The sequence below is a fragment of the Lentimicrobiaceae bacterium genome (genome assembly GCA_020636745.1).
Classification (GTDB): domain Bacteria; phylum Bacteroidota; class Bacteroidia; order Bacteroidales; family Lentimicrobiaceae; genus Lentimicrobium.
Window position 1 is genome coordinate 86847 of record JACJXH010000004.1, and the last position, 26295, is coordinate 113141.

Sequence of the window (26295 nt, forward strand, 5' to 3'; positions counted from 1 at the left end):
AGAATTCAAATGAATGATTAATAATAGGTTAACTCAGGCATTCCATCCATATCCGGTTTAAAGCGACTTCCCGGTAAACTGAACAAAAACTTACTTTTCAGGAGAAGCAATATTCCGGTTGCTACGGAGGCAGGATGATTAACTGTTAATTTTTCAGTTGTTTGGGTTCAAATTATCTTTTAGGGTTGCAAAAATAAGAATTATTTAATGCACCACCTATTCTTTTAATGAAATCAACGTCAATTATCTACAAATCCGAAAATTCCTCAAAGCGGCCTTTTATTAAAGATGAGGTAACCGAATTTAAGAAAAAAAGACCAGGGCTCGTTGTCGCCATTAAAATAATTAAGACTCAGACTAATAGGCCCAACCGGGCTAAAGAAAACGGTTGATGCCGATGCGATAGGCCATACTTTAAGCTTTTCGGCATTGGTAGCAAGACGGGTAATAGGTGTTTGCTCAATGCCGCGTGTTGGCATAAAGGCGAATGCTTCCAGCCTGAGATCCACATTCTTATGCAATTTGTAAATGTTTTTAAAACCAGCAGCCACATATTTATTTGCGCGCAAATGCGGAATAAAGCGCACACAACTTTCAGGAATAGGCTGAAAGGCGCTTGACGACAAAATACTTGAAGTATAATTGGAGAAATAGTCCTGTGAAGAGTAGAACGCCTTACCTAAAAACCCTAAACGGTAGTTACCACGGTTAACAAAGAAGTTTTCGTAAGTAAGGCCAGCCTGCAGCCAGGTATGCTTTTGGCGAATGCCTTCCGTTACAAGCGATGTGCTTCCGGGATGATAATTCTCCACTGCAAAAACAATAAATGTTTCCAGAGCCAGCCGGGCACCACTGCTTGGATATTCCTTGTTGTTCAGGGTATTAAACTCAAGAGTAACGCCCGGCGAATTAAAATTGAGCATAGTTTTATCAAGGGTGTCAGACCGCGAATATGCATTGGTCTGATAGTAGTCATCCCTGTTTAATCCCGATTTAAATTCAAATGTCAGCATCCCATCATTGGTAACCGGAAAACCCGTTGCCAGTGAAAGATAATTATCTCTCTCAATTAAAAAGAAAGGATCCTCATCCTCAAAGAAATAAGTATTGGTTTTAAAATAGTTAAACTTATTAAAAACAAAGCGGGCTCTGACAAAAAAGGGGGTTTTACGGGGAAAATCCAAACGAGTTTCAACAAACCCTGAATTGTAAAAGCGTCCAAAATAGCCATTGGCTTTAGCCTGAAATGAGTTTCTGTTCCACTTGCTGTATTGAAATTGCAGAAAAAGCTCATTAACAGCACTTGAAGTAACAGCACCTCCAACACTTGCCAGCAAATTATTTTGCGCCTGCACATCCAGTATCAAATCATAAAAGCCTGTGGATGCATTATATTTCATCTGCGGATAAATGTGCTCAATCTTATCCTCTGTCAAAAGCTTAAAATACTCCGGTTTAATCAACTCCAGACTAAGTCCATTACTTTTATTCCCGTTTTTAATTTTTGAAGTATTGAAGATGTTTTTTCTTAAAATCCGGTTCACATATTCAAACTGACCACTCGAAAGCCCTGAAACCAAAAAATTACTGATATAAAGTGGCGGTTTTTTGTTTAAGAATCTTTCACGTTTAATGGCCATTTCATCTTTACTCACACTGTCCACTACAAACTTCCTGATTTGAGGAATCAGCCTTTGGGCCGCCACATAACCGCTATCGATAAATTGTCGGGTGTTGGAAAAATCGAGCACACTTACTTTTTTCAGTTGTGGCTTTATCAGAACGCTATTGTCGCAGATGACCGAATAATCGCTTTTTTGCATCAGCATATTCTGCAATTGCGAAACCAGGTTGTTGGCTTCAGGTTCGGCATTATTTGAAGCCGCCTGACTACCAATAATAATATCCGGGAAAAAATCGTCGAGCATTACGTTGGCCGGAAAATTATTGTACATGCCACCGTCGAACAACAATGTTCCGTTAATTCTGATGGGTTTAAAGTAAAAAGGATAGGTCATAGACGCTCTGACAGCACTGCCGAGGTCCCCGTTTTTTAGTGTAACCGGTTCAGCCCTGGCAATATCAGAAGCCATGCACCGGTAAGGAACCATCAGACTGTCGAAATTATAATTTGCGGCAGCACCTGCACCGGCAAAAATCTCCATAAATACAAAATCCATCAGTACAGGAGAAACGATATTGGTTGGAAGTAAAGGGGTAATAACAGAATCAACCCTGAATTTAAAATCAACCCAACTGGCATCTGGCTCCGGTTTTTTAAAGAAATAAGCATACTTCTTATCAATCTTACCTGAGACCCAGTAATCAAATTCTTTGGAGGTAACTATTTCTTCCATTTCGTCAGGCGAATACCCTGAAGCATATAAACCACCAATGATGGCTCCCATTGATGTGCCCGCAACATAATCGATAGGAATTCCGGCTTCTTCAAGTGCACGAATCACCCCTATATGTGTAACGCCTTTAGAACCTCCTCCACTGAGCACCAGTCCAACTTTTTGAGCACAGGCCTTTTGCAAGCCGGTAAGCAGCAAAATAAAAGAAAGAAGAAAGAGTAACTTCCTGATCATAAATTATTTCCGGAAATTTTCAACAACAATAATTAAAACGTAAAGGTAACAAAAAAGCCCGGATATGTATCTGAAAACACATCCGGGCAATATTAAATCATGATGAAATTTCAGGCTTTGTCGAGCCCCTGCTTCAAATCAGCTATAAGATCATCAACATCCTCTATGCCAACCGAATAACGAACCAATCCATCGGAAATACCGGCTTTTATCTTAGCTTCGTGAGGCACTTTGGAGTGAGTCATAGAGGCCGGATGCTGAATAAGTGTTTCAACACCACCCAATGACACTGCCAGAATTGCCAGCTTCACATTATCCATCAACACCTTACCGGCTGTCAGTCCTCCCTTTAATTCAAAACTAATCATCGAACCAAAACCATCCATCTGAGATTTGGCTAGTTCGTGCTGAGGATGAGACTCCAGACCGGGATATTTAACCCACTCAACCTTCGGATGATTTTCAAGAAAACGTGCTATTTTCATTGCACTTTCCTGGGCGCGTTCTACCCTTATTCCCAATGTTTTAACTCCGCGAATAACCATATAAGCCTGATGAGGATCCATATTGCAACCCATGGTTACCATCATGCTGCGCAATTTAGTTCCAAGCGCTTTATCTTTGGCCACAATCATTCCGGCTACAATATCAGCATGACCATTTAAAAATTTAGTCATGGAATGAAAAACCACATCAGCGCCAAGTTCAAGCGGCCGCTGAAGATAAGGACTGCTAAACGTATTGTCCACTACCAAAACTATACCGTGAGCATGCGCCAGTTCGGCACAAGCTTTCAGATCGGTAATATCCATGGTCGGATTGGCGGGCGTTTCAACATACAACATCCTGGTATTGGGTCTGATGGCAGCCTTTATTTCTTCAATGTTAGCTGTATTCACATAAGTTGACTCTACCCCAAAGCGCGACCAGTGTTGTTCCATCACAACACGTGACGGGCCGTAAACAGCGGCTGAACTGACCATGTGATCACCTTTTGATAAAAGTGCCATATAAATGGTATTCACCGCAGCCATACCCGAGCTTGTGGCAATACCCTGTGTACCAGACTCCAAATCAGCCACGAGAGTTTCAAGCGCATGAATGGTTGGATTGCCTATACGGGTGTATATAAAACCATCATCTTCACCTGAGAAACATCTGGCCCCGTGGTCAGCATTATCAAAAATAAAAGTTGATGTCTGATAAATGGGAACGGTAGCGCTTCCCAGCGGATTTTCAAATTCTCCTCCATGAATCATTCGGGAATTCATCCCTAATTTGGTACTGTGTTTCATTGTATGATTTGTTAGTGTTTATTTTCGATTTCTTTCTGTACAATCAGGCCTCCAGTGGCCATGGCTTGATTTCAAACAGATTTCCGGAACGATCAGTAATAAAGGCCAGCTTTTTCTCAGGCTGGTCGATGACCACCACTTTGTACCCTGCGTTTTCAGCTGCCCTGCATACGTCATCAATCACAGGTAAGTTGAGGCAAATGTGAGAAACAGCCATACCTGCCTGCATCTCAAAGTGATAAAGTTCAATTTTAAAATTTTCTCTCTCAACCACTGTCACTTTCAGCACGCAATCTACACCAAATATCCGGAATGCAGTTTCCCTGTCAATGCTAAAGGCGTATAATTCAATAAATCCAAGAATTTTACAGTAGAAATCCTGAATATCTGCCGGAAACCTGACAGGAATGGCCACATGATTCAGAAAGTTGCTTAATTTTTCCATTTGAATTAATCGTTACTGGAATTACTGATGGGATGATTTTCGCGAATCATCACAGAACCACATGAGGTACATACCAGACTTCTGCATGGAATTCCCGCCTGATGTGAAACCCGCAAACCACAGCGGGGACAGAGACAATAACCAGTTTGATGAACAGCAGGCCGGGGCAGCAAATCACTGTTATCAGACAAAACAGGCTTGCTGAGCAGCACTATATGAGAACTCCGGCACACCGGGCAACCGGAAACTTTAGGTTGATTTTCAGGCGGACTGAAAGCAGTACTGCAAGCCTTGCACCTAAACCAAACTTCATCGAACGACACGTTTCCACCTTCAATAAGCACCGAAAGGCCCTCTACCAAAGCTCTCGCCAGTTTTTGTCTGGCCTGATCATAAATCCTTGAATAAGTCGGACGCGAAATATTCATTTTATCAGCGGCTTCCTGCTGCGGAATTCCCTCATAATCAGAAAGTCTGAGCGACTCATACTCTTCATACAACAAGGAAACACTTCCGTTTGAGCCTGATGAGATACCAAACGGAGCAAAGCCGGATGCTACCGGTGGCCTGTAAATTCGTCTGTTTCTTTTGGGTCTGGGCATAAGTACTCTCAACTTTGAGCCCGCAAAGTTATGAACATTCGTTCAATAACAAAACCGCTGATTACTTATTCTTTTTAACGCCCCAGGAAAGGCTTTCAAATGCCGTTTTGCTGCGGGTTTCCTTAAAAATTCCCTCATTAATGGCTTTAATATCTTCAATTGTATAAAAAGCGTTGGGGTTAAAACGATTGATAATCGACGTAACATGGGCAATATCCTTTCGTTTGATGATAGTAAATACAATATTTACCACCCCTTTACTTCCTTCGGCCTCAACCGAAGTTACACCATAATTATTTTCCCGAAGAAAGGCAATCAATTCGCTGGTATCCTTTTTAGGAATAATCCGTATCAACACATTCCCCAGCGACAATTTTTCTTCAATCACCATACCAATATAATTGCCCATCGCAAAACCACCACCGTAAGCAATATAGCACAAGACATTATCAAGGTGTTTCATAATTTGACTAACAGCCAAAAGCCATATGATGACTTCAAAAAAACCAAGAAATGGTGCCAGTTTTTTATGGCCTTTCGAAAGAAAAATAAGTCTCAGCGTTCCAATAGTCTGGTCGCTGATGCGGGCAAGAAAAATAAGCAGGGGAAGGATTACCCAGGTGAACACAGGTGAATCCTGAATAAAAAGCGACGAAATATCCATAGGGTTATCAAATTATGCAATTACAAAGTTAATCTAAAACAAAATCGCAGCCAAACGCACCTTCGCCCCGAGTCAGGCAATTGGTTATAGATAAACCATGTCAATATACACTTTAACTTTAACTTTAACTTTAACTGCAACCGCACACCCTTAAAATCTGCCTATCCGGCAGACATTAAATTTTGTACATTTGATTGCAGTAATCAAAAACGAAGCATATACCCCATGGAGAATCAGGAAGTAGAAGAAATAAAGCACATTTCGGTTGGCGATTGGCTTTTAACTATTCTTATAACAATAATTCCCTTCGTCAACATCATCATGTTGTTTGTTTGGGCGTTTTCAAAAGGCACCAATAAATCAAAGGCCAACTGGGCCAAAGCCTCTCTTTTATGGATAGTGATATCAGTCATTCTGGCCACCCTCATCATCGTATTTTTTGGAGCTGTGATGTTAGGATTTTTAGAATCAGGGCCTGACTTTATTGACACCCCTTCCTATTGATCAGATATTGACTCATAACAGATCCTTTCAAAAAAGCTTCATCAGGCCTTCGTTTTGTTTTGCAAAACCAGGCAGCTGTAACAAAATGGGCATAAAAAAAGCAGGATTGCTATGAAACACATAACAGTCCTGCAAAAAAGATTTGAATAAATTAAGCCTGGGCTGTTGGGCCTCCTAATGAAAAAGGCATACTTGCATCACTTTCCTTGATATTACCATGAATAGCTTCAAACTTGGCAATATTTTCGCGCAGAGCTCCCATCAGGCGCTTTGCATGTTGCGGTGTAAGAATAATTCTCGACTTAACTTTAGCCTTGGGCACACCAGGCATCATTTTAACAAAATCAATAATAAACTCAGCATTAGAATGTGTAATGATAGCCAGGTTTGAATAGATACCTTCAGCCATTTCATCACTAAGTTCGATATTAATCTGGTTTTGTTTGTTATCGCTCATTTTCGTAAAATTTTATCAATGAAAACAAAGGCGACAGTTTTCGTTAACCTGCCGCCTTTGTAATTTATAGATTAAGCATCATAGTCATCGGCTTTCGAAGCCATGAGCTTTTCATATTCGTCCTTTGAGCCAACAATAAGATCGTCATACTCACGAAGACCTGTACCGGCAGGGATAAGGTGACCTACAATTACATTCTCTTTAAGGCCGAGCAGTTCATCACTCTTGGCATTAATGGCAGCAACTGTGAGCACTTTGGTTGTTTCCTGGAACGAAGCAGCAGAGATAAAGCTCTTTGTCTGCAACGAAGCGCGGGTAATACCCTGTAGCACTTGCTTAGCTGTAGCAGGCTGAGCATCGCGGGCTTCAATCAGTTTTTTATCACGACGCTTGAGCAATGAGTTTTCATCGCGCAGTTTACGCGCCGTAACAATCTGACCTGATTTGAGCGTAGTAGAATCACCGGCATTTACAATAACCTTTTTACCGAAAATCCAATCGTTCTCATCGTGGAAATCAATCTTATTTACAAGCTCACCTTCGAGGAACTTGGTATCGCCCGGGTCAGCCACTTCAACTTTACGCATCATTTGGCGCACAATCACCTCATAATGTTTATCATTGATTTTCACACCCTGTAAACGATAAACCTCCTGAATTTCGTTGACGATATACTCCTGAACTTTCATCGGGCCTTTAATTGCCAGAATATCGCTTGGAGTCATAGCACCTTCTGAAAGCGGGGTACCTGCTTTAACATAGTCGTTTTCCTGAGCGAGAATCTGTTTGGAGGTAGGAATCAGATAACTCTTTTCCTCACCGGTTTTTGAAGTAATGATAACTTCACGGTTTCCTCTCTTAAGCTTCTTGCCAAACGAAACAACACCGTCAATTTCGGCAACAACAGCCGGATCGGATGGGTTACGCGCTTCAAACAATTCGGTAACACGTGGCAAACCTCCCGTGATATCGCCTGACTTACCAATAGCACGTGGAATTTTTACAAGAATTTCCCCTGCTTTGATTTTCCGGTTTTCTTCAACAATGATATGCGCACTTACAGGAATATCGTAAACCCTTAAATCTGAGTTATCAGCACCAACAATGCGGATACTTGGGTTTTTGGTTTTCTGACGTGATTCAATAATAACTTTGTCATGATATCCGGTTTGCTCATCCGATTCAACGCGGTAAGTTGTACCTTCAATAATATTATCAAAAATAACTTTACCAGAAACTTCAGAGAGAATGACAGCGTTATAAGGATCCCAGTCGCTAATCATAGCTCCTTTTTGCACTTCATCGCCCTGGCGGAAATATAAATTAGCGCCATAAGGAATATGAGCAGAAGCGAGAATAATACCGGTATTCTTATCAACGATACGCATTTCAGCCGAACGACCGATTACGATATCATATTTTTTACCTTCAGCATTCTCATATTCAACAAACCTGAGCTCATCAATTTCGAGAATACCATCGTATTTTGCTTCAATACGGGATGAAACGGAGATATTGGAAGCAGTACCCCCAACGTGGAAAGTACGCAATGTAAGCTGAGTACCAGGTTCACCGATGGATTGTGCGGCGATAACTCCAACAGCTTCACCTTTCTGTACCATTCGGCCGGTAGCCAGGTTACGTCCGTAACAATTGGCACAAACACCTTTTTTCGATTCGCAGGTAAGTACCGAACGAATTTCAACCGATTCAATCGGAGAATCTTCAATAACCCTTGAAATCTCTTCGGTCAACTCAGAACCTGCAGAAACAATGAGTTCTCCTGTTTGAGGATGATAAATATCATGCAGGGATACACGACCAAGAATACGATCGTACAGTGTTTCAACAACTTCCTCATTTTTCTTAAGGGCGGTAGTTGTTAATCCGCGAAGTGTTCCACAGTCAGGTTCAGTAATCACCACATCCTGCGAAACATCTACAAGCCTACGGGTAAGATAACCGGCATCCGCAGTTTTAAGAGCGGTATCGGCCAAACCCTTACGGGCACCGTGCGTTGAGATAAAGTACTCGAGAACCGACAATCCTTCCTTAAAGTTTGAAAGAATCGGGTTTTCAATAATTTCGCCTCCTGTAGCACCTGATTTCTGTGGTTTGGCCATCAGACCCCTCATTCCTGAGAGCTGACGAATCTGCTCTTTGGAACCGCGGGCACCTGAATCAAGCATCATATAAACAGGGTTAAATCCTTGTTTATCCTTCGCCAGATTTTCCATCAGGGTGTAAGTCAAACGGGAGTTGGTATGTGTCCAGATGTCAATAATCTGGTTATAGCGTTCGTTATTAGTAATGAAACCCATGTTATAGTTACTCATTACCTCTTCAACCTCAGCATTGGCCTGGCTCACAAGCTCTTCTTTCACTTCCGGAACAATAACATCACTCAGGGTAAACGACAAACCTCCTCTGAAAGCCATCGTGTAACCAAGGTTTTTGATATCATCAAGGAATTGAGCTGTTTTAGCTGTACCTGTCTTTTTCAATACATCTCCGATAATATCGCGAAGCGCTTTTTTCGTAAGCAACTGATTGATATAACCGAACTCTTTGGGCACAACCTGGTTAAAAAGAACACGACCAACAGTTGTTTCAATCATTCTCTCAACGAATTCACCATTTTCAGGAACGCTGATTTTGATTTTGATATGAGCATGCAGGTCAATAACCTTCTCATTATAAGCAATAATCAGTTCTTCCGGTGAATAGAAAATCATACCTTCACCTTTTACAGGGCTTTCAGGAATTGATTTACGGCCTTTGGTCATATAGTAAAGACCAAGAACCATGTCCTGAGAAGGAACTGTAATAGGCGCACCGTTGGCAGGGTTCAGAATATTGTGAGAAGCAAGCATCAGCAACTGGGCTTCCAGCACTGCTGCGTTACCAAGCGGAACGTGCACAGCCATCTGGTCACCGTCAAAGTCGGCATTGAAAGCCGTACAAACGAGCGGGTGAAGCTGAATAGCTTTTCCTTCAATCAGCTTGGGCTGGAAAGCCTGAATACCTAATCTGTGAAGAGTTGGAGCACGGTTGAGCATCACCGGATGGCCTTTCAGGATATTTTCGAGGATATCCCACACAACCGGATCTTTTCTGTCAACGATTTTCTTTGCTGATTTGACCGTTTTTACGATACCGCGTTCAAGCATTTTGCGGATAATAAATGGTTTAAACAGCTCAGATGCCATATCCTTGGGGATACCGCATTCATTAAGTTTCAATTCAGGACCTACAACAATAACCGAACGGCCTGAATAGTCAACACGTTTACCAAGAAGGTTCTGACGGAAACGGCCTTGTTTACCTTTAAGACTATCGCTTAAAGATTTGAGGGCACGGTTTGATTCCGTTTTAACGGAATTGGCTTTACGTGAATTATCAAACAATGAATCAACAGCTTCCTGAAGCATACGTTTTTCATTACGCATAATTACATCTGGAGCCTTGATTTCAATCAGTCGTTTTAACCTGTTGTTACGAATAATAACCCTTCTGTAGAGGTCATTCAAATCGCTTGTTGCAAATCGTCCGCCATCAAGAGGCACCAAAGGACGAAGTTCAGGTGGAATAACAGGAACCACTTTTACAATCATCCATTCAGGGCGATTCTCAATACGGGTCTGAGCATCGCGATAAGCTTCAAATACCTGGAGGCGTTTGAGTGCATCAGCTTTACGCTGCTGAGAAGTTTCATTATTCGCTTTGTGCCTGAGCTCATATGATTCAACATCCAGGTCAAGACCTTTCAATAATTCATATAGGGCTTCGGCACCCATTTTAGCCACAAATTTCTGAGGATCACTATCATCAAGATACTGATTTTCTTTGGGAAGTGAATCCAGAACTTCAAAATATTGCTCTTCGGTAAGGAGCGCCATTTTTTCAATTTTGACTTCCTCTTTCAGCATCACACCTTCCATGATACCAGCTTGAACCACTACATAACGTTCGTAGTAAATAACTGAATCAAGCTTTTTTGTATTCATGTTCAGCAGAGCGCCGATTTTATTCGGCAATGATCTGAAGAACCAGATGTGAGCTACTGGAACTACAAGCTGAATGTGTCCCATACGTTCGCGGCGAACTTTCTTTTCAGTTACTTCAACCCCGCAACGGTCGCAAACAATGCCTTTGTAACGTATTCTTTTATACTTACCGCAATGACATTCCCAATCTTTTACCGGCCCGAAAATACGTTCGCAGAATAAACCATCTCGTTCAGGTTTATAGGTACGATAGTTAATGGTTTCGGGCTTCAGTACCTCACCACTTGAGCGTTCGAGAATCATCTCGGGCGACGCCAGACTAATGGTGATTTTGGAAAAATTGCCGGAGATAGTGCTGTCTTTTCTGAAAGCCATATGCTTAGGAATAAATATATTAACGTGAAAAATGTGAAATACCGGTTTTACCTGTCTGCCAGGCTATTCCGCTAAGCGAAAAGGACGGGCAGACAGGTATTCCGTTTTTATCAATCGAAAGTTATATTCAGGCCAAGACCCCTGAGCTCATGCACAAGTACATTGAACGATTCAGGAATTCCGGGTATTGGCATATTCTCACCTTTAACAATGGCTTCATATGCTTTAGCCCTGCCCATTACATCATCCGATTTAACTGTAAGTATTTCCTGAAGTATGTGCGAAGCACCAAATGCTTCAAGTGCCCAGACTTCCATTTCACCAAAACGCTGACCTCCGAATTGTGCTTTACCACCAAGCGGTTGCTGCGTAATGAGCGAATAAGGTCCGATTGAACGGGCATGCATTTTATCATCAACCATGTGATGAAGCTTAAGCATATAGATATACCCAACGGTTGCGGGTTGATCAAAACGCTCTCCGGTACCTCCGTCATGCAGATAAACACGACCATTTTCAGGCAAGCCTGCTTTGCGCAGGTACTCATTAATTTTGTCGTGGGAAGCACCGTCGAAAATTGGTGTGGCAAAGCTCAAACCAAGTTTCTTTCCTGCCCAGGCCAGAACAGTTTCATAAATCTGTCCCAGGTTCATACGTGAAGGTACTCCCAAGGGGTTCAGTACAATATCAACCGGTGTTCCATCAGCCAGGAACGGCATATCCTCTTCACGAACGATACGGGCTACAATACCCTTGTTTCCGTGACGTCCTGCCATTTTATCACCGACTTTAAGCTTACGTTTTTTCGCAACATAAACTTTTGCCATCTGAACGATACCGTTTGGAAGATCATCGCCCACAGTGGCCACAAACTTCTTACGGTTATATACTCCAAGTATTTCCTTGTACTTGATAATGTAATTATTGATCAATGACTTGACCAAATCATTTACATCCTTATCCGTGGTCCATTTACTTGGATTTACACTCAGGTAATCAACACCCATCAGCATTTTCTGGGTGAATTTTACCTTTTTAGGTACGATTTCTTCTTTAAAATTGTTGTAGACACCCTGAGATGTTTTACCTGAAACCAGAATAGTAAGTTTATCAACCAACTTCGTTTTCAGATCGTGTGAATTTTTAACAAACTCATCATCCAGAATCTTGACAACATCCTTCTCTTTGGCTTTCACCTTGCGGTCTTTAATCATCCGCGAGAAGAGCTTCTTGTCCACAACAACACCTTTCATTGAAGGAGGTGCTTTCAACGATGCATCTTTCACATCACCGGCTTTGTCACCAAAAATCGCTCTCAGAAGTTTCTCTTCAGGTGTAGGATCACTTTCACCTTTCGGTGTGATTTTTCCAATCAGGATATCGCCTTCATTAACTTCAGCACCGATGCGGATAAGTCCATTTTCATCCAAATCCTTGGTTGCTTCAGTACTTACATTCGGAATATCATTGGTTAATTCTTCAACACCACGTTTGGTATCGCGAACCTCCAGAACAAATTCCTCGATATGAATGGAAGTAAAGATATCTTCTTTAACTACTTTTTCAGAAATAACAATAGCATCCTCAAAGTTGTAACCCTTCCACGGCATAAAAGCTACCATCAGGTTACGTCCCAGTGCTAAATCGCCGAGGTTTGTACCGTAGCCTTCACAAAGTACCTGACCTTTTTTAACCTTATCGCCCTTGCGAACGATAGGACGAAGATTCATACAGGTATTTTGATTGGTACGCGAAAATTTGGTGAGAGGATAATGCTTCACATCATCGTCAAAACTCACCAGTTTTTCGTCTTCCATGCGGGTATGACGAATAACAACCTCAGTAGCATCAACAAACTCTACAAGTCCGTCACATTCAGCTGTAACAAGCACGCGTGAATCAAATGCCACACTTTTCTCAATACCAGTACCAACAATTGGGGCTTCAGGATTCAGCAAAGGCACAGCCTGACGCATCATGTTAGAACCCATCAAAGCACGGTTGGCATCATCATGTTCAAGGAAAGGAATAAGGGAAGCCGCAATGGATGCGATTTGATTGGGGGCTATATCAATAAGGTCAACATTCTCCTTTTCAACAATAGGATAATCTGCAAGGTACCGTACCTTAATACGATCGTGCACAAAATTACCATCATCATCCATTGGAGTTGTTGCCTGAGCAATTACTTTGTTTTCTTCTTCCTCTGCGCTAAGATAAACAGCGTCTTCCTTAGGATCAACCCTTCCATTCACTACCCTTTTATAAGGCGTTTCGATGAAACCGAGACGGTTAATCTTGGCGTAAACGCAAAGAGAGGAAATAAGACCAATATTCGGACCTTCAGGAGTTTCGATAGTACACAAACGACCATAATGGGTATAGTGAACGTCACGAACTTCAAAACCAGCTCTTTCACGTGAAAGACCACCCGGACCCAGAGCAGAAACCCTGCGTTTGTGTGTCAATTCAGCAAGAGGATTGGTTTGATCCATAAATTGTGACAACTGATTGGTTCCAAAGAAGGAGTTGATAACAGAAGACAGTGTCTTTGCATTGATCAAATCCATTGGTGTAAACACCTCATTGTCACGCACATTCATTCGTTCTCTGATGGTACGGGCCATACGAGCCAAACCAACACCAAACTGATTGTACAACTGCTCGCCAACGGTACGAACCCTACGGTTACTCAAGTGGTCGATATCATCTACTTCAGTGCGCAGGTTAATCAGGCTTATCAGGTATTTAATAATAGAGATAATATCCTGTTTGGTCAGCACCTTGGTATCGAGCGATGTATCAAGGTCAAGTTTTTTATTGATACGATAACGGCCTACATCGCCTAAATCGTAACGTTTGTCAGAGAAAAACAGTTTCTCAATTATACCACGGGCAGTTTCTTCATCAGGCGGCTCAGCATTACGCAATTGCCTGTAAATATATTCAACAGCTTCCTTCTCAGAGTTGGCTGTATCTTTTTGCAGGGTATTAAAAATAATTGAGAAGTCAATATTATCAGGATCATCGCGGTGTAACAGAATAGTTTTAGCACCCGACTCAACAATAAGATCAATATGATGATTTTCGATAACGGTTTCGCGGTCAATAATCACCTCGGTACGTTCAATCGAAACAACTTCTCCGGTATCTTCATCCACAAAGTCTTCTGTCCAGTTTTTCAACACTCTGGCAGCAAGACTACGACCAACCACTTTTTTAATACCGGCTTTCGAAACTTTTACTTCTTCAGCGAGATTAAATATTTCAAGAATATCCTTATCAGTTTCATAACCAATAGCTCTTAACAATGTGGTTACCGGAAGTTTTTTCTTTCGATCGATGTAAGCATACATCACATTGTTAATATCAGTAGTAAATTCCATCCAGGAACCTTTAAAAGGAATAATCCTGGCAGAAAAGAGCTGAGAACCATTAGCATGATAACTGGTACCGAAAAAAACGCCAGGAGAACGGTGCAACTGAGAAACCACCACCCTTTCAGCTCCGTTTACCACAAAAGTGCCTTTCGGAGTCATATAAGGAATCATACCCAGATAAACATCCTGTATGATAGTTTCAAAGTCTTCGTGCTCAGGGTCGGTACAATAAAGTTTAAGTTTGGCCTTCAGCGGGACACTATAGGTGAGGCCCCTTTCAATACACTCTTCGATAGAGTAGCGCGGAGGATCAATAAAATAATCGAGGAACTCGAGTACAAAATTGTTCCGTGCATCTGTGATCGGAAAATTTTCCGCGAAAACCTTATATAAACCTTCAGAAGCCCTGTTTTCAGGGTTTGTTTCCAATTGGAAAAAATCCTGAAATGACTTGATCTGTATATCAAGGAAATCAGGATATTCGGCTTTATTTTTTAAGGTTCCGAAACTTATACGTTCGATAGTTTTTGAAGCCAAGGTTGTAAAATTTAAAGTAAATACTCAATTATTTAAACAATTAAACCCGATTAAATAATCGGGAAACAGCAGATTCTGCACCTAAGCGTACGCCCAGGAACAGAACCTGCATGTATAATTGTAAAATATCATCTACTTATTTTACTTCAACCTCTGCTCCAGCTTCTTCGAGTTGTTTTTTCAGTGCTTCAGCTTCGTCTTTAGAAACGCCTTCTTTGATTGCTTTAGGAGCTGCATCTACAAGTTCCTTAGCCTCTTTAAGTCCAAGGCTGGTAAGCTCTTTTACAAGCTTAACAACTGCCAGTTTAGCCTGACCAGCGTTTTTCAGAATTACGTCAAATGCAGTTTTTTCTTCAACTGCTGCAGCTTCACCTGCACCTGCACCTGCCATCATAACAGGAGCAGCTGCTGCTGGCTCAATTCCGTACTCGTCTTTAAGAATCTGGGCTAATTCGTTAACTTCTTTAACAGTCAGGTTAACCAATTGTTCTGCAAAAGCTTTTAAGTCTGCCATTTTTATTTTTGTTTAAATTGTTTTACAATGAAAGATTTTGACTCATTTTGATTCATTCCAATGCTTCTTAATGAAGCTTATGCTTCCCTTTCAGAAAGGGTTTTAAGAACGCCACTCAACTTATGACCGCCAGATTGCAATGCTGAAATAACATTATTAGCAGGCGATTTAAGAGCGAGAATGATATCTCCGATGAGTTCATTCTTCGATTTAATGCTGACAAGCATATCAAGGCTTTTGTCGCCAACAAACGACATTTCTTCAACATACGCACCTTTTAAAATAGGTTTAGCGCTGGTTTTACGAAATTCCTTGATCAACTTTGCAGGTCCATTGTTTTCTTCCGATAACATGATGGAAGTCGCACCCTTGAGCGTATCATAAAGTCCTGAAAAGTCCTTATCGGTACGTTCCATCGCTTTACGCAACAATGTATTTTTTACTACAATCAACTTCACATCCTTTTTGAAGCATAACCTTCTCAGATTACCGGTCACTTCAACGTTGAGGTCAGAGATATCAGTAATATAGATGTTGTTGCTGTTTTGCAGCTGCTCGGTTAGGGTGTCAATCAGTTGACTCTTTTCTTCTTTTCTCATGATTTTTTTTCAGTTTACGAGGAAAGTTCCACAGATTAACTTACGCAGTGATTGATTTTTGATCAACACGAATACCCGGGCCCATAGTACTAGACATAAATAAAGTTTTCATGTAAGTACCTTTAGCTGCGGTCGGCTTCAGTTTCACGATAGTCTGGAGAAGTTCTTTTGCATTTTCGAGCAATTTAGCTTCTTCGAAAGATGTTTTTCCGATGGCAGCATGCACGATACCGAACTTATCCACTTTGAAATCGATTTTACCGGCTTTTGCTTCAGTAACCGCTTTTCCTACTTCCATAGTAACGGTTCCGGTTTTGGGGTTTGGCATTAAGCCACGTGGTCCCAGGATTTTTCCAAGAGCACCAACCTTAGGCATAATGCTAGGCATAGTGATCACCACGTCAACGTCTGTCCAACCTTCTTTGATCTTTTGGATATATTCATCCAAACCATAAAAATCAGCACCGGCTGCTTTGGCTTCCTCTTCCTTGTCAGGAGTACAGAGAACCAAAACCCTTACAGTTTTACCGGTACCGTGAGGCAACATAACAGTACCCCTGACCATTTGATTGGCTTTACGGGGGTCAACACCTAACCGAACGTCAATATCAACTGAACTATCGAATTTGGTATTTGAAGTTTGCTTCACGATTTTTATGGCGTCGCTCAGGGTGTAGGTGCTGTTCTTATCGAACTTTGCTAGAGCCTCTTTCCTTTTTTTTGTCAATTTAGCCATTTCACGCCTTGTTAAGATTTTGTTTTAACAAATTTACTGTCACTGTTTTGTGTCAGTTTGTTATTAGTCAATAGCAAACGGTGGGGTTCCCGAAACGGTAATTCCCATGCTTCTTGCTGTTCCGGCAACCATACTCATTGCGGATTCTACAGTAAAAGCGTTGAGATCGGCCATTTTAATTTCGGCAATTGCCTTAACCTGATCCCAGGTAACAGATCCCACTTTTTTACGGTTGGGTTCTGCGGATCCACTTTTCAACTTGGTTGCTTCTAACAACTGAACTGCTACAGGAGGTGTTTTGATGACAAAATCAAATGATTTGTCTTTATAAACAGTTATGATAACCGGTAGGACTTTACCTGCCTGGTCCTGCGTACGCGCATTAAACTGCTTACAAAACTCCATAATATTAACACCTTTCGAACCCAAAGCAGGTCCGATAGGCGGTGAGGGATTGGCTGCAGCACCTTTTACTTGCAGTTTGATAAAACCGCTTATTTCTTTTGCCATTGTTGAAAACTTAGTGATTTATTACTTCACAATCACCCGTTCGTCAGTCTTTCTCTACTTGCATAAACCCTAATTCGAGGGGAGTTTTACGGCCAAATATTTTAACCATAACTTTCAATTTCTTCTTCTCCTCGTTAATCTCTTCGATTACACCGGTAAAGCTATTGAAAGGCCCATCAATTACGGTAACGGTTTCGCCAACGATAAACGGTACACTGACTTCTTCGCCCTGTTCCGTTAATTCATCAACTTTTCCTAAAATGCGATTAACTTCAGCGGGTCTAAGGGGAACGGGTTCACCTTTAGAACCAAGGAAGCCTATAACTCCTGGCACATTTTTTATGATGTGAGGAATTTCTCCAACCAGTATTGCTTCAATCAGAATATAGCCCGGAAGATAATTCCGCTCTTTACTCACTTTTTTACCTTTACGAACCTGATAGATTTTTTCAGTTGGGATAAGAACCTGTGATATATAGTCGCTGATTCCAAGACGGCTAATTTCGCTTTCAAGGTATTGTTTTACCTTTTTTTCGTTCCCGCTGATGGCCCGGATTACGTACCACTTTTTATTTTCGTCGCCCATACAGAAAAACGTAATAGATAAGATTGAATATCAAATAACTGATTGTTATTTATAATAGAGAAAGTGGTTACTTCGATTAAAACAGCAGGTAGAACTGTTTCAACAAAGTCTGGAAAGACATATCCATCAGATAAACGAGTAACGCGATTATGAGGGAAGCGATGGATACTACTATTGCACTACTTTGAAGTTCACTCCATGTAGGCCAGGAAGTTTTATTAATCAACTCGTCGTAACTTTCGTTGATATAGTCCTGAATTTTTGTCTTTGCCATTTTGACCAGATTTTTATTGCACGGGAGGAGAGACTCGAACTCCCAACCAACGGTTTTGGAGACCGCTACTCTACCAATTGAGCTACACCCGTTTGAATTCTTCCATGAGGAATAATCCCCGCCGAAATTATTATTTAATATGGCAGAGATAAAGGCATTCTTGCGAACACCTTTATCTCATGTATTCTTATGTATTAGTCAAGGATTTCTGTTACCTGTCCAGCACCTACTGTACGACCACCCTCACGGATAGCAAAACGAAGGTTCTTTGACATAGCAATCGGAGCAATCAACTTAACTGTAACTGAAAGGTTGTCACCTGGCATAACCATTTCAACTCCTTCAGGCAGAATTACTTCACCTGTAACGTCGGTTGTTCTGAAGTAGAACTGAGGACGATATTTATTGTGGAATGGAGTGTGACGTCCACCTTCTTCTTTTTTCAGGATATAAACCTCACCTTTAAATTCTTTGTGAGGAGTAACTGATCCAGGTTTGGCAATTACCATACCACGACGGATAGCTTCTTTGTCAATACCGCGAAGTAACAGACCTGCGTTATCTCCAGCTTCTCCTGTATCAAGGATCTTACGGAACATTTCTACTCCGGTTACTACTGATTTCAGTTTCTCTGCATCAAGACCGATGATGTCAACAGGGTCGCCAGTGTGAATAACACCAGTTTCAATACGACCTGTAGCAACAGTACCACGACCTGTGATTGAGAATACGTCCTCAACCGGCATCAGGAATGGTTTGTCAACATCACGTGGAGGCAGCGGAATCCATGCATCAACAGCATCCATGAGTTCAATAATTTTTTCTACCCATACTGGTTCTTTATTCAATCCACCAAGGGCTGAGCCACGGATGATAGGTGAGTTATCACCGTCAAAACCGTAGAAAGTTAACAAATCGCGGATTTCCATCTCAACGAGGTCGAGAAGTTCTGGATCGTCAACCAAGTCAACTTTATTCATGAAAACTACAAGGCGGGGAACACCAACCTGACGAGCGAGCAGGATGTGCTCACGGGTCTGTGGCATAGGTCCGTCAGTAGCAGCAACTACCAGAATTGCACCGTCCATCTGGGCAGCACCCGTAACCATGTTTTTAACGTAGTCAGCGTGACCCGGGCAGTCAACATGAGCATAGTGACGGTTTAATGTCTGGTACTCAATGTGAGCGGTATTAATTGTAATACCTCTTTCTTTTTCTTCCGGAGCATTGTCAATCGAATCGAATGACCTGAACTCTGACCATCCCTTGTCAGCAAGACACAGGGTGATAGCAGCGGTTAAAGTGGTTTTACCGTGGTCAACGTGACCGATGGTACCAACGTTAACGTGCGGTTTGGAACGATCGAATTTTTCTTTTGCCATATTAAATAATTGTTGTGTTAATTTTTGTAATTATTAAAAACTTACCATCAGTTAAATAATTCAGAGCCAATGACGAGAGTTGAACTCGTGACCCCTTCCTTACCAAGGAAGTGCTCTACCACTGAGCTACATCGGCTTATCACTAAATACCTGCCTGCATCGAATAAATCGGGCAGTACAGGTAATCAGCTTTGAGCGGAAGACGGGGCTCGAACCCGCCACCTATAGCTTGGAAGGCTATCGCTCTACCAAATGAGCTACTTCCGCATGTTGTATGAACAGGACTTGCACCTGTCATCATACAAGCATTAGTTTGTGGGGGGAGGAGGATTCGAACCTCCGAAGGCTGTGCCAACAGATTTACAGTCTGCCCCATTTGACCGCTCTGGTATCCCCCCGCAATTTTTATTTCAATACTTAAAGAACTGAGCCGATGGAGGGATTCGAACCCCCGACCAGCTGATTACAAATCAGCTGCTCTGGCCAACTGAGCTACATCGGCACGATGTCAATTTTTAAGAAGCATAATGCTACTTATATTTCCTTCCGGCTTGAAGACGAATAAATTTTTTAATCAACTTATTCACTAGAGCATTCCGGCTTTCGAAGAACTATGCTGCTTCGTTTTTAACTTGCAGCCCTTCTTTTCTAAAAGGACTGCAAATGTATAAACTATTTTGACACCAACAAATACTTTTCACTTTTTTTTAAATAATTCTTCAAAATTATTTTCTGAACTTCTCCTTATGTTTATCTAACTGCTTGCGTAGCGCGTCGATAGCTGTATCGGTCGCTTCTTCAAATGTTGTGCTCTGTTTTTTGGCAAATAGGTCATTCCCTTTTATCAATAGCCTGATTTCGGCAATTTTGTTATCATGTGATTCTACGTTATCGAGTTTGAGCGTTACTTCGCTACCTATGATACCATCATACACACCCGACAATTTCTCTACTTTTTCGTTGATAAAATCTTCCAGTTTCTTGTCGGTTCTGAATTTAACGGCGTTGATGCTAACTTTCATGATTCCTCCTTTTTTAAGCCCTTGGATGGGCGAGTTTGTATATAGACTTCAATTTTTCGACGCTCAGATGTGTGTACACCTGAGTTGCAGCCAGGCTGCTATGACCGAGTAATTCTTTAATTGCATTCAAATCTGCTCCTTCATTTAACATATGCGTGGCAAAAGTATGCCGCAAAACATGCGGACTTTTTACTCCACTTAGCCCTGCCCTGCTCAGGTAATAATTTACCTTACGATAGATAAACACCGGATAAGCCTTTTTTCCCTGATTAGTAACAAATATTTCCTGAACTCCCCCTGAAACAACGCCTGAACGTAAAATGAGGTAGTCATTTATCAGCTTCAGCAAGTCTTTAGTAACCGGAATTACCCTCTGTTTATTTCTTTTACCTGTAACTTTTATTGTGCAGGCTGAATAGTCAACATCTGACAGGCGAAGGTTAATCAACTCTGACAACCTGATGCCTGTACAGTAAAAAACTTCGAGAATCAGCAAATCACGACTAACTTCAAATGTATTGGCCTGAGCATTATGCTCCAGCGCCCGCTCCATTTCCGATACAGATGCAAACTGAGGAAGCCGCGACGGGGTATTGAGTGAAAATGCTTTTTTCAGCGGATTTTGGCTGAGAAGACTTTCCTTAAGTAAATAACGGTAATATGCCTTGAGGGAGGATAGTTTTCTGTTCACACTACGGGCACTTATACCCTGATCAATGAGTGCAGCCAGCCATGAGCGGATCATGGCATAGGTAACCTCAATGTCCTGTTCAATTCCATAACGTTCTGCGATAAAACCTTCAAATTGGGCAAGATCCGATTTATAGGCTTCGACAGTATTTACAGAGTAACGCTTTTCGAGTTGTATATATTGATAGAATTGAGGTCTGATCATGCACAAAAAAAAAGGAAAACTTTGAATCCTTGAAATTAATGTCTAAAAGTAAGACAATAATTCAGGAACACAAAATTTTCCTCCTTAAATCGCACTTAAAAAAGGCGGACTAGTTCTCTTCTGCCTGCTGTAACTGCTGAACGTAAATAGCGTGTAACCTTTGTTCACGATTTTTTACGGACGGTTTTGTAAATTTCTGCCTTTCACGCAGTTCTTTAACAACTCCGGTTTTTTCAAACTTTCTCTTCAGTTTCTTTAAGGCTCTGTCGATGTTTTCGCCTTCTTTAACGGGTACGATAATCATACGAAATACGCTCTCTTTCTGTTAATGGTTAATTGAAATCATTATTTAGGGGTGCAAAGATAGAATTTAGTTTTTACTTAACAAAATTCTAACTCATTTTTTTTCAGAGGTTTTCATTCAGATAATTTTCAATTAATGTAAAAAGATGCATTCTTGTGTTGCCTCCGTAAATACCGTGGTTACGATTTGTGTACAGCATCTGGTCAAACTGCTTACCAGCCTGTACCAGCCTTTCTGACAACTCCAATGTATTCTGGACATGCACATTGTCATCAGCTGTACCATGAATCAGGAGCAATTTGCCCTGCAGTTTTTCAGCAAAAAACAGCGGAGAGTTCTGATCGTATCCCTCTGGGTTGTCCTGAGGTTTGCGCATAAAACGCTCAGTATATATATTGTCATAATATCTCCAGTTAGTAACTGGCGCAACAGCAATACCGGTTTTAAAAACTCCTTCACCCTTTAACATACACGATGAGCTTATATATCCGCCAAAGCTCCAGCCCCAGATACCAATCCGGCCAGCATCAGCATAAGGCAGCGAAGCAGCGTAACGGGCAACCTCAATCTGATCTATGGTCTCATATTTACCCAATTGCATATAGGTAACCTTCCTGAAGGCTTCGCCCCTGGCTCCTGTCCCTCGGGGATCCACACACATAACAATGTAGCCTTTCTGAGCAATATATTCATCAAAGCCAAATCCCCATGAGTCAAGTACTTCCTGTGAATTAGGCCCGCTATACTGATTGAGCAGAACCGGATATTTTTTTGTTTGATCAAAATCAGGGGGATAAATCACCCATCCGTTAAGCGCAACACCGGCAGACGTGGTAAAAGTAAAGAACTCCTTTAAAGATGGATTATATTCATTGAGAGTGGCCTTTAAACTTTCGTTACTCTCAAGTACCCTTATTTGCTTACCAGATGCATCATACAAGGTATAAACAGGTGGCGTGCCAGCAGAGGAGTATTTATTTATGAAATAACGGAACGAACGGCTGAATTCGGCACTATTCGTACCTTTTTCTTTTGATACCGGTTTAATTTTACCGTCCATATTTACAGAATAAACTTCGCGTTGCAGGGGCGAAACGGCTGCAGCCTGATAATAAAACAGTTTTTTTACAGGGTCAAATCCATAATAATCAGTCACATCAAAACTTCCGGATGTAAGCTGCTTAACCCTATTCCCCTGCATATCATACAAATACAAATGACTCCACCCGTCCTGTTCACTTGTAAGAACAAAATGTTTGCTGTCAGGCAGAAAGCTGATATGGTCAAAATTACCTTCGTCAATATAGCATTTGTTTTCTTCAGTGTATAAGACCTGCGACTGCCCTGTTTGAGCATTTGACAGAAGAATTTCAAGCTTGTTTTGCAAACGATTTAACCTTAGTACGGCTAAAGACGAAGGGTTTTCGGTAAAGAAAATGCGAGGAATGTACTGGTCTTTTTCTGTTCCGATATCAGCCTGTACCGTTTTTGCTGATGCTACATTATAAATATGAACAGTTACTACTGAATTATCTTCACCAGCTTTCGGATATTTAAACTCGCTATTGGAAGGATACAAAGCATTCTTGTCAAGCGATGGTTTCTGCCCCTGAAACATGGTCATATTAAACATCTTTACGAGACGTTCATCAAATTTCATATAGGCCAGGCTTTGGCTGTCTGACGACCAGCTAAAGGCCTTGTTAAACTCAAACTCTTCCTCATACACCCAATCAGGGGCCCCGTTGATTATTTCATTGAATTTCCCATCACTGGTTATCTGAATTTCCGTGCCTTTAGCCGGATCTGCAATAAAAATATTGTTCTCACGGACAAATGCAACAAGTTTTCCGTCAGGCGAAAAAGTTGCCAGTTGCTGCATACCATTCACAGATAAAGGAACAAATGTACGCGCAGGTATGCTATATATATAATAGTCGGCAGTAAAAGACCTTCGGTAAAGCGGCTTATAATTGGACTGAATCAGGATGCTGTTTTCATCAGCACTAAATTCATAATCAACAATCATTTTCACTTTGCTTTCAGGAAAATCATCCAGATTAAGAATATGGACCACACTTTCGCCGGTTTTATAGCTGAATTTCTCAATTTTCCGGTAGTCGTCACTTAAGGTGGTGTAGTGAGCACCATCATTCATTGATTTCAGTCCATCGACAGACGAGGCTGCAAACACCCGGTTGGTGAGCACATCATTCAGTGTAAAAGGCTTTCTTTCAATTTGAGCCGTTGAGTCAATTGAAATCTGAACCAAAGCCAGAAAAATTGACAGCGTAACAAGAAGTTTTTTCATAAACAGAGCAAAAATTGTTAATTTATCGGGTCATTAAGTTTTTAAAACGTCAAAGATATAACTATCATGTGATTAAGAATGGAGAAACCGCCACAAACATCACAAAAAAATAATTAGGAAAAACCGTAAATCTTTTATCTTTGCAAACCCGTAACGGGATGTTAGCTCAGTTGGTTTAGAGCATCGCCTTGACAGGGCGGGGGTCACTGGTTCGAATCCAGTACATCCCACAAAAGCCGCTTTATTGCGGCTTTTTTATTGTAATTTCTTCCTGCTTTCAGTTCCCTTCAGTTGCCCGTATAACCACACCAATATACTGGTGGACAAGGTAATGCCAACAAACCATGCCACCAGTTCAATTGCATTCACTGTTTGATAAAGCACTGTTGCCAGATTCCCAATAATCAGCCATTGAAACACGTAAAATGCAGTTACATTGCGGCCTGTCCATTGCAAATAACCCACAATACGGCCGGAGTCATAGTGTTTAATTAAAATTCTAAAAGCTATAAGCCAGGCTCCCATAAACAATAAAGTCCACAGAAAATAAGAAATTCCGTGATGATAATAGGCATGTAAATCAGTGGTTATCGCCATTCCGTAAGGAGAAAACACTAAAAAGAGAATTACCAATGCAGCTGCTGCTTGCAGAACTCTGGAGGAAGGGATTTCGTGAATAATAAACTGTTTTTCGAACAAATAGAAACAATATCCCGCTAAGGGATAGGCAAGCCAGGGGAAAACCGGAAAATATGACCACCAGGTTGGTTTATAAAAATAAGCTTCCAGAAAAGTTAACCAACTATAATCAGTTGCACTTACGGGAATAAACATGACAGCTGCTGCTACCAAAATTGCAGATAAGAGCCAGTAAAAAACAGAATCACGAAAAATCAATCGTAAAAACGCAATGATGATAATGCTGAGTCCGGCAAGAAATAAGATATCAACTCCAAAAACATAGGATAGCCAATTTACCTGCAGTTCACCCCTGAGAATATGAAAAAAGAGGTTAAGATTAAGTCCTATATTCAATAAAAAGCCATACAACAACAACTTAAGTCCGCGAAGAATCATTTTTAGTGTTCCGGCGCTGGATTTTGCAAGAAAATACCCCATAACAGCCATGAATATTGGTGCAGCCGGAGGCCCTCCTAAAAAAAGTGAGACTTTACCCCAAATGCTGTGATAAATGTCCTGCGTGGCAAACAGCTCCATCAGATGCACCTGAATCATGAGTAAAACAGCTGTACCCTTCAGCACATCCGGCAATATCATCCTATTAGTCAAGGCTTTATCCATATTCTTGTTCAATTATCAAATTAATTGTGCACACCAGCTTACAAACCAACGGCATTGCATAGCGCAAACATAATATATTTGCATTTGCTGTAACATCAGCCTAATAATATTGCACAATTATTCAGGAATAGTATAACTCTCGGGCTAACGTCCAACACTATTTTTGCTTTCTTAAAAATTTCTCACAATTTTCAAACTTCCCAAAATGAAAAAACTCTTTATTACTTTATTGCTGTCAATGGCTTTAGCAATAGGTTTTAGCCAGATTACGCCTGACTTTTCTTACAATTATTCAGGAACTTTTGCAAAACTCTCCAGTTCAGGAAACAAGTTCTATCTGATGGATGTGGGATTATCGCAATGCAGAATTTACAACATGAATAATACCTTATGGAAAACCATTAACCTTTCTGTACCATCAGGAAACTATCTATATGACATTAAATATCTTTCTGAAGGACTTTTTACCAGTGACAACTCGCTGAGTATGGCTTATGTATATTACGCTTATGACGCCACCAATGCTTATTACACCTTTAATGCCAGAATTATCAGGGAAAACGGCACTGAGCTTCTTTCCATTCCCGGCTGCCAGTACATGGAAGTAATCAACATGGAGAATGATGGCCTGAAACTGGTGGCGTATTGCTATGATTATTCGGTGAGCCCCTATACCATCCAGACAAAAGTATATTCATTGCCCGGCACACTTCTGGCAACTGAAAAAACAGAAATCAATTCAGCGTCCAGACTTCCATTTCCCAATCCGGCGATTGAATATACAACCATTTCATATCAGCTTGGCAACGGAACCAGTACAGCAAACATGATTATTCATGATATACAGGGAAAAGAAATTGAAAGATTTACCATCAATAACAATATAGACCATATTACACTGCCAACAGGCAATTACAAATCAGGGATGTACTTCTACACCATTGAATCAGGGAACAACAAACAAGATTCAGGACGTTTTCTGGTAAAATAAGAGCCCGAATTC

General features: G+C 41.1%; 22 protein-coding genes and 6 tRNA genes. 3 read left to right on the forward strand and 25 right to left on the reverse strand.

Annotation, left to right across the window (positions count from 1 at the left end; genetic code table 11):
• Window positions 1–266: 266 nt before the first annotated feature.
• The 5 genes from H6541_07570 to H6541_07590 all read right to left on the reverse strand — a co-directional run bounded on the left by H6541_07570 (window position 267) and on the right by H6541_07590 (window position 5597).
• Window positions 267–2591, reverse strand: coding sequence for a patatin-like phospholipase family protein (locus H6541_07570; GenBank protein MCB9015642.1), 2325 nt, complete (start codon window positions 2589–2591; stop codon window positions 267–269).
• Between the two features lie 110 nt (window positions 2592–2701).
• Window positions 2702–3886, reverse strand: coding sequence for a PLP-dependent transferase (locus H6541_07575; GenBank protein MCB9015643.1), 1185 nt, complete (start codon window positions 3884–3886; stop codon window positions 2702–2704).
• 43 nt (window positions 3887–3929) lie between these two features.
• Window positions 3930–4331: a VOC family protein gene (locus H6541_07580; protein ID MCB9015644.1), complete on the reverse strand. Its 402-nt coding sequence runs from the start codon at window positions 4329–4331 to the stop codon at window positions 3930–3932.
• 5 nt (window positions 4332–4336) lie between these two features.
• Window positions 4337–4933: a DUF134 domain-containing protein gene (locus H6541_07585; GenBank protein MCB9015645.1), complete on the reverse strand. Its 597-nt coding sequence runs from the start codon at window positions 4931–4933 to the stop codon at window positions 4337–4339.
• Window positions 4934–4994: 61 nt separating this feature from the next.
• Window positions 4995–5597, reverse strand: coding sequence for a DUF2179 domain-containing protein (locus tag H6541_07590; protein MCB9015646.1), 603 nt, complete (start codon window positions 5595–5597; stop codon window positions 4995–4997).
• 225 nt (window positions 5598–5822) lie between these two features.
• Here H6541_07590 and H6541_07595 point away from each other — a divergent pair, with 225 nt between their 5' ends.
• Window positions 5823–6101, forward strand: coding sequence for a hypothetical protein (locus H6541_07595; protein MCB9015647.1), 279 nt, complete (start codon window positions 5823–5825; stop codon window positions 6099–6101).
• 151 nt (window positions 6102–6252) lie between these two features.
• On the opposite strand, the gene H6541_07600 is transcribed toward H6541_07595, so the two are convergent.
• The 19 genes from H6541_07600 to H6541_07690 form a co-directional block, all read right to left on the reverse strand.
• Window positions 6253–6558, reverse strand: coding sequence for a DUF3467 domain-containing protein (locus H6541_07600; GenBank protein ID MCB9015648.1), 306 nt, complete (start codon window positions 6556–6558; stop codon window positions 6253–6255).
• A 71-nt stretch (window positions 6559–6629) separates the two neighbouring features.
• Window positions 6630–10940: a DNA-directed RNA polymerase subunit beta' gene (gene rpoC / locus H6541_07605; protein MCB9015649.1), complete on the reverse strand. Its 4311-nt coding sequence runs from the start codon at window positions 10938–10940 to the stop codon at window positions 6630–6632.
• Between the two features lie 110 nt (window positions 10941–11050).
• Window positions 11051–14857 carry a DNA-directed RNA polymerase subunit beta gene (gene rpoB, locus H6541_07610; GenBank protein MCB9015650.1) on the reverse strand — a complete coding sequence of 1269 codons (3807 nt, stop codon included), beginning with the start codon at window positions 14855–14857 and terminating at the stop codon, window positions 11051–11053.
• A 136-nt stretch (window positions 14858–14993) separates the two neighbouring features.
• Window positions 14994–15371 carry a 50S ribosomal protein L7/L12 gene (rplL, locus tag H6541_07615; protein MCB9015651.1) on the reverse strand — a complete coding sequence of 126 codons (378 nt, stop codon included), beginning with the start codon at window positions 15369–15371 and terminating at the stop codon, window positions 14994–14996.
• 77 nt (window positions 15372–15448) lie between these two features.
• The gene (locus H6541_07620; GenBank protein ID MCB9015652.1) at window positions 15449–15970 is read right to left on the reverse strand and encodes a 50S ribosomal protein L10; all 522 of its coding nucleotides are present in this window, start codon (window positions 15968–15970) and stop codon (window positions 15449–15451) included.
• Between the two features lie 40 nt (window positions 15971–16010).
• Window positions 16011–16706 carry a 50S ribosomal protein L1 gene (locus H6541_07625; protein ID MCB9015653.1) on the reverse strand — a complete coding sequence of 232 codons (696 nt, stop codon included), beginning with the start codon at window positions 16704–16706 and terminating at the stop codon, window positions 16011–16013.
• Window positions 16707–16769: 63 nt separating this feature from the next.
• Window positions 16770–17216, reverse strand: coding sequence for a 50S ribosomal protein L11 (gene rplK / locus H6541_07630; GenBank protein MCB9015654.1), 447 nt, complete (start codon window positions 17214–17216; stop codon window positions 16770–16772).
• Window positions 17217–17259: 43 nt separating this feature from the next.
• Window positions 17260–17802, reverse strand: a complete 543-nt coding sequence (gene nusG, locus H6541_07635) for a transcription termination/antitermination factor NusG (GenBank protein ID MCB9015655.1) — start codon at window positions 17800–17802, stop codon at window positions 17260–17262.
• 76 nt (window positions 17803–17878) lie between these two features.
• A complete protein-coding gene (secE, locus tag H6541_07640; protein ID MCB9015656.1) occupies window positions 17879–18076 on the reverse strand; it encodes a preprotein translocase subunit SecE in 198 nt (65 codons plus the stop codon).
• A gap of 19 nt (window positions 18077–18095) precedes the next feature.
• A tRNA-Trp gene (locus H6541_07645) sits at window positions 18096–18168 on the reverse strand.
• Between the two features lie 102 nt (window positions 18169–18270).
• Window positions 18271–19458, reverse strand: a complete 1188-nt coding sequence (gene tuf, locus H6541_07650; protein ID MCB9015657.1) for an elongation factor Tu — start codon at window positions 19456–19458, stop codon at window positions 18271–18273.
• A 64-nt stretch (window positions 19459–19522) separates the two neighbouring features.
• Window positions 19523–19594, reverse strand: a tRNA-Thr gene (locus tag H6541_07655).
• A 58-nt stretch (window positions 19595–19652) separates the two neighbouring features.
• Window positions 19653–19725, reverse strand: a tRNA-Gly gene (locus tag H6541_07660).
• A gap of 49 nt (window positions 19726–19774) precedes the next feature.
• Window positions 19775–19856 (reverse strand) — tRNA-Tyr (locus H6541_07665).
• 30 nt (window positions 19857–19886) lie between these two features.
• Window positions 19887–19960, reverse strand: a tRNA-Thr gene (locus tag H6541_07670).
• Between the two features lie 223 nt (window positions 19961–20183).
• Window positions 20184–20480: a ribosome-associated translation inhibitor RaiA gene (locus tag H6541_07675; protein ID MCB9015658.1), complete on the reverse strand. Its 297-nt coding sequence runs from the start codon at window positions 20478–20480 to the stop codon at window positions 20184–20186.
• Between the two features lie 13 nt (window positions 20481–20493).
• On the reverse strand, window positions 20494–21375 hold the full coding sequence (locus H6541_07680) for a tyrosine-type recombinase/integrase (protein ID MCB9015659.1): 882 nt from the start codon (window positions 21373–21375) through the stop codon (window positions 20494–20496).
• Between the two features lie 109 nt (window positions 21376–21484).
• Window positions 21485–21679, reverse strand: coding sequence for a 30S ribosomal protein S21 (locus H6541_07685; protein ID MCB9015660.1), 195 nt, complete (start codon window positions 21677–21679; stop codon window positions 21485–21487).
• 103 nt (window positions 21680–21782) lie between these two features.
• A complete protein-coding gene (locus H6541_07690; protein ID MCB9015661.1) occupies window positions 21783–23990 on the reverse strand; it encodes a S9 family peptidase in 2208 nt (735 codons plus the stop codon).
• Between the two features lie 155 nt (window positions 23991–24145).
• Here H6541_07690 and H6541_07695 point away from each other — a divergent pair.
• Window positions 24146–24220, forward strand: a tRNA-Val gene (locus H6541_07695).
• A gap of 25 nt (window positions 24221–24245) precedes the next feature.
• On the opposite strand, the gene H6541_07700 is transcribed toward H6541_07695, so the two are convergent.
• Window positions 24246–25292 carry a DUF1624 domain-containing protein gene (locus H6541_07700; GenBank protein MCB9015662.1) on the reverse strand — a complete coding sequence of 349 codons (1047 nt, stop codon included), beginning with the start codon at window positions 25290–25292 and terminating at the stop codon, window positions 24246–24248.
• 205 nt (window positions 25293–25497) lie between these two features.
• Here H6541_07700 and H6541_07705 point away from each other — a divergent pair, with 205 nt between their 5' ends.
• Window positions 25498–26283: a T9SS type A sorting domain-containing protein gene (locus H6541_07705; GenBank protein ID MCB9015663.1), complete on the forward strand. Its 786-nt coding sequence runs from the start codon at window positions 25498–25500 to the stop codon at window positions 26281–26283.
• The last annotated feature ends 12 nt before the right edge of the window (window positions 26284–26295 follow it).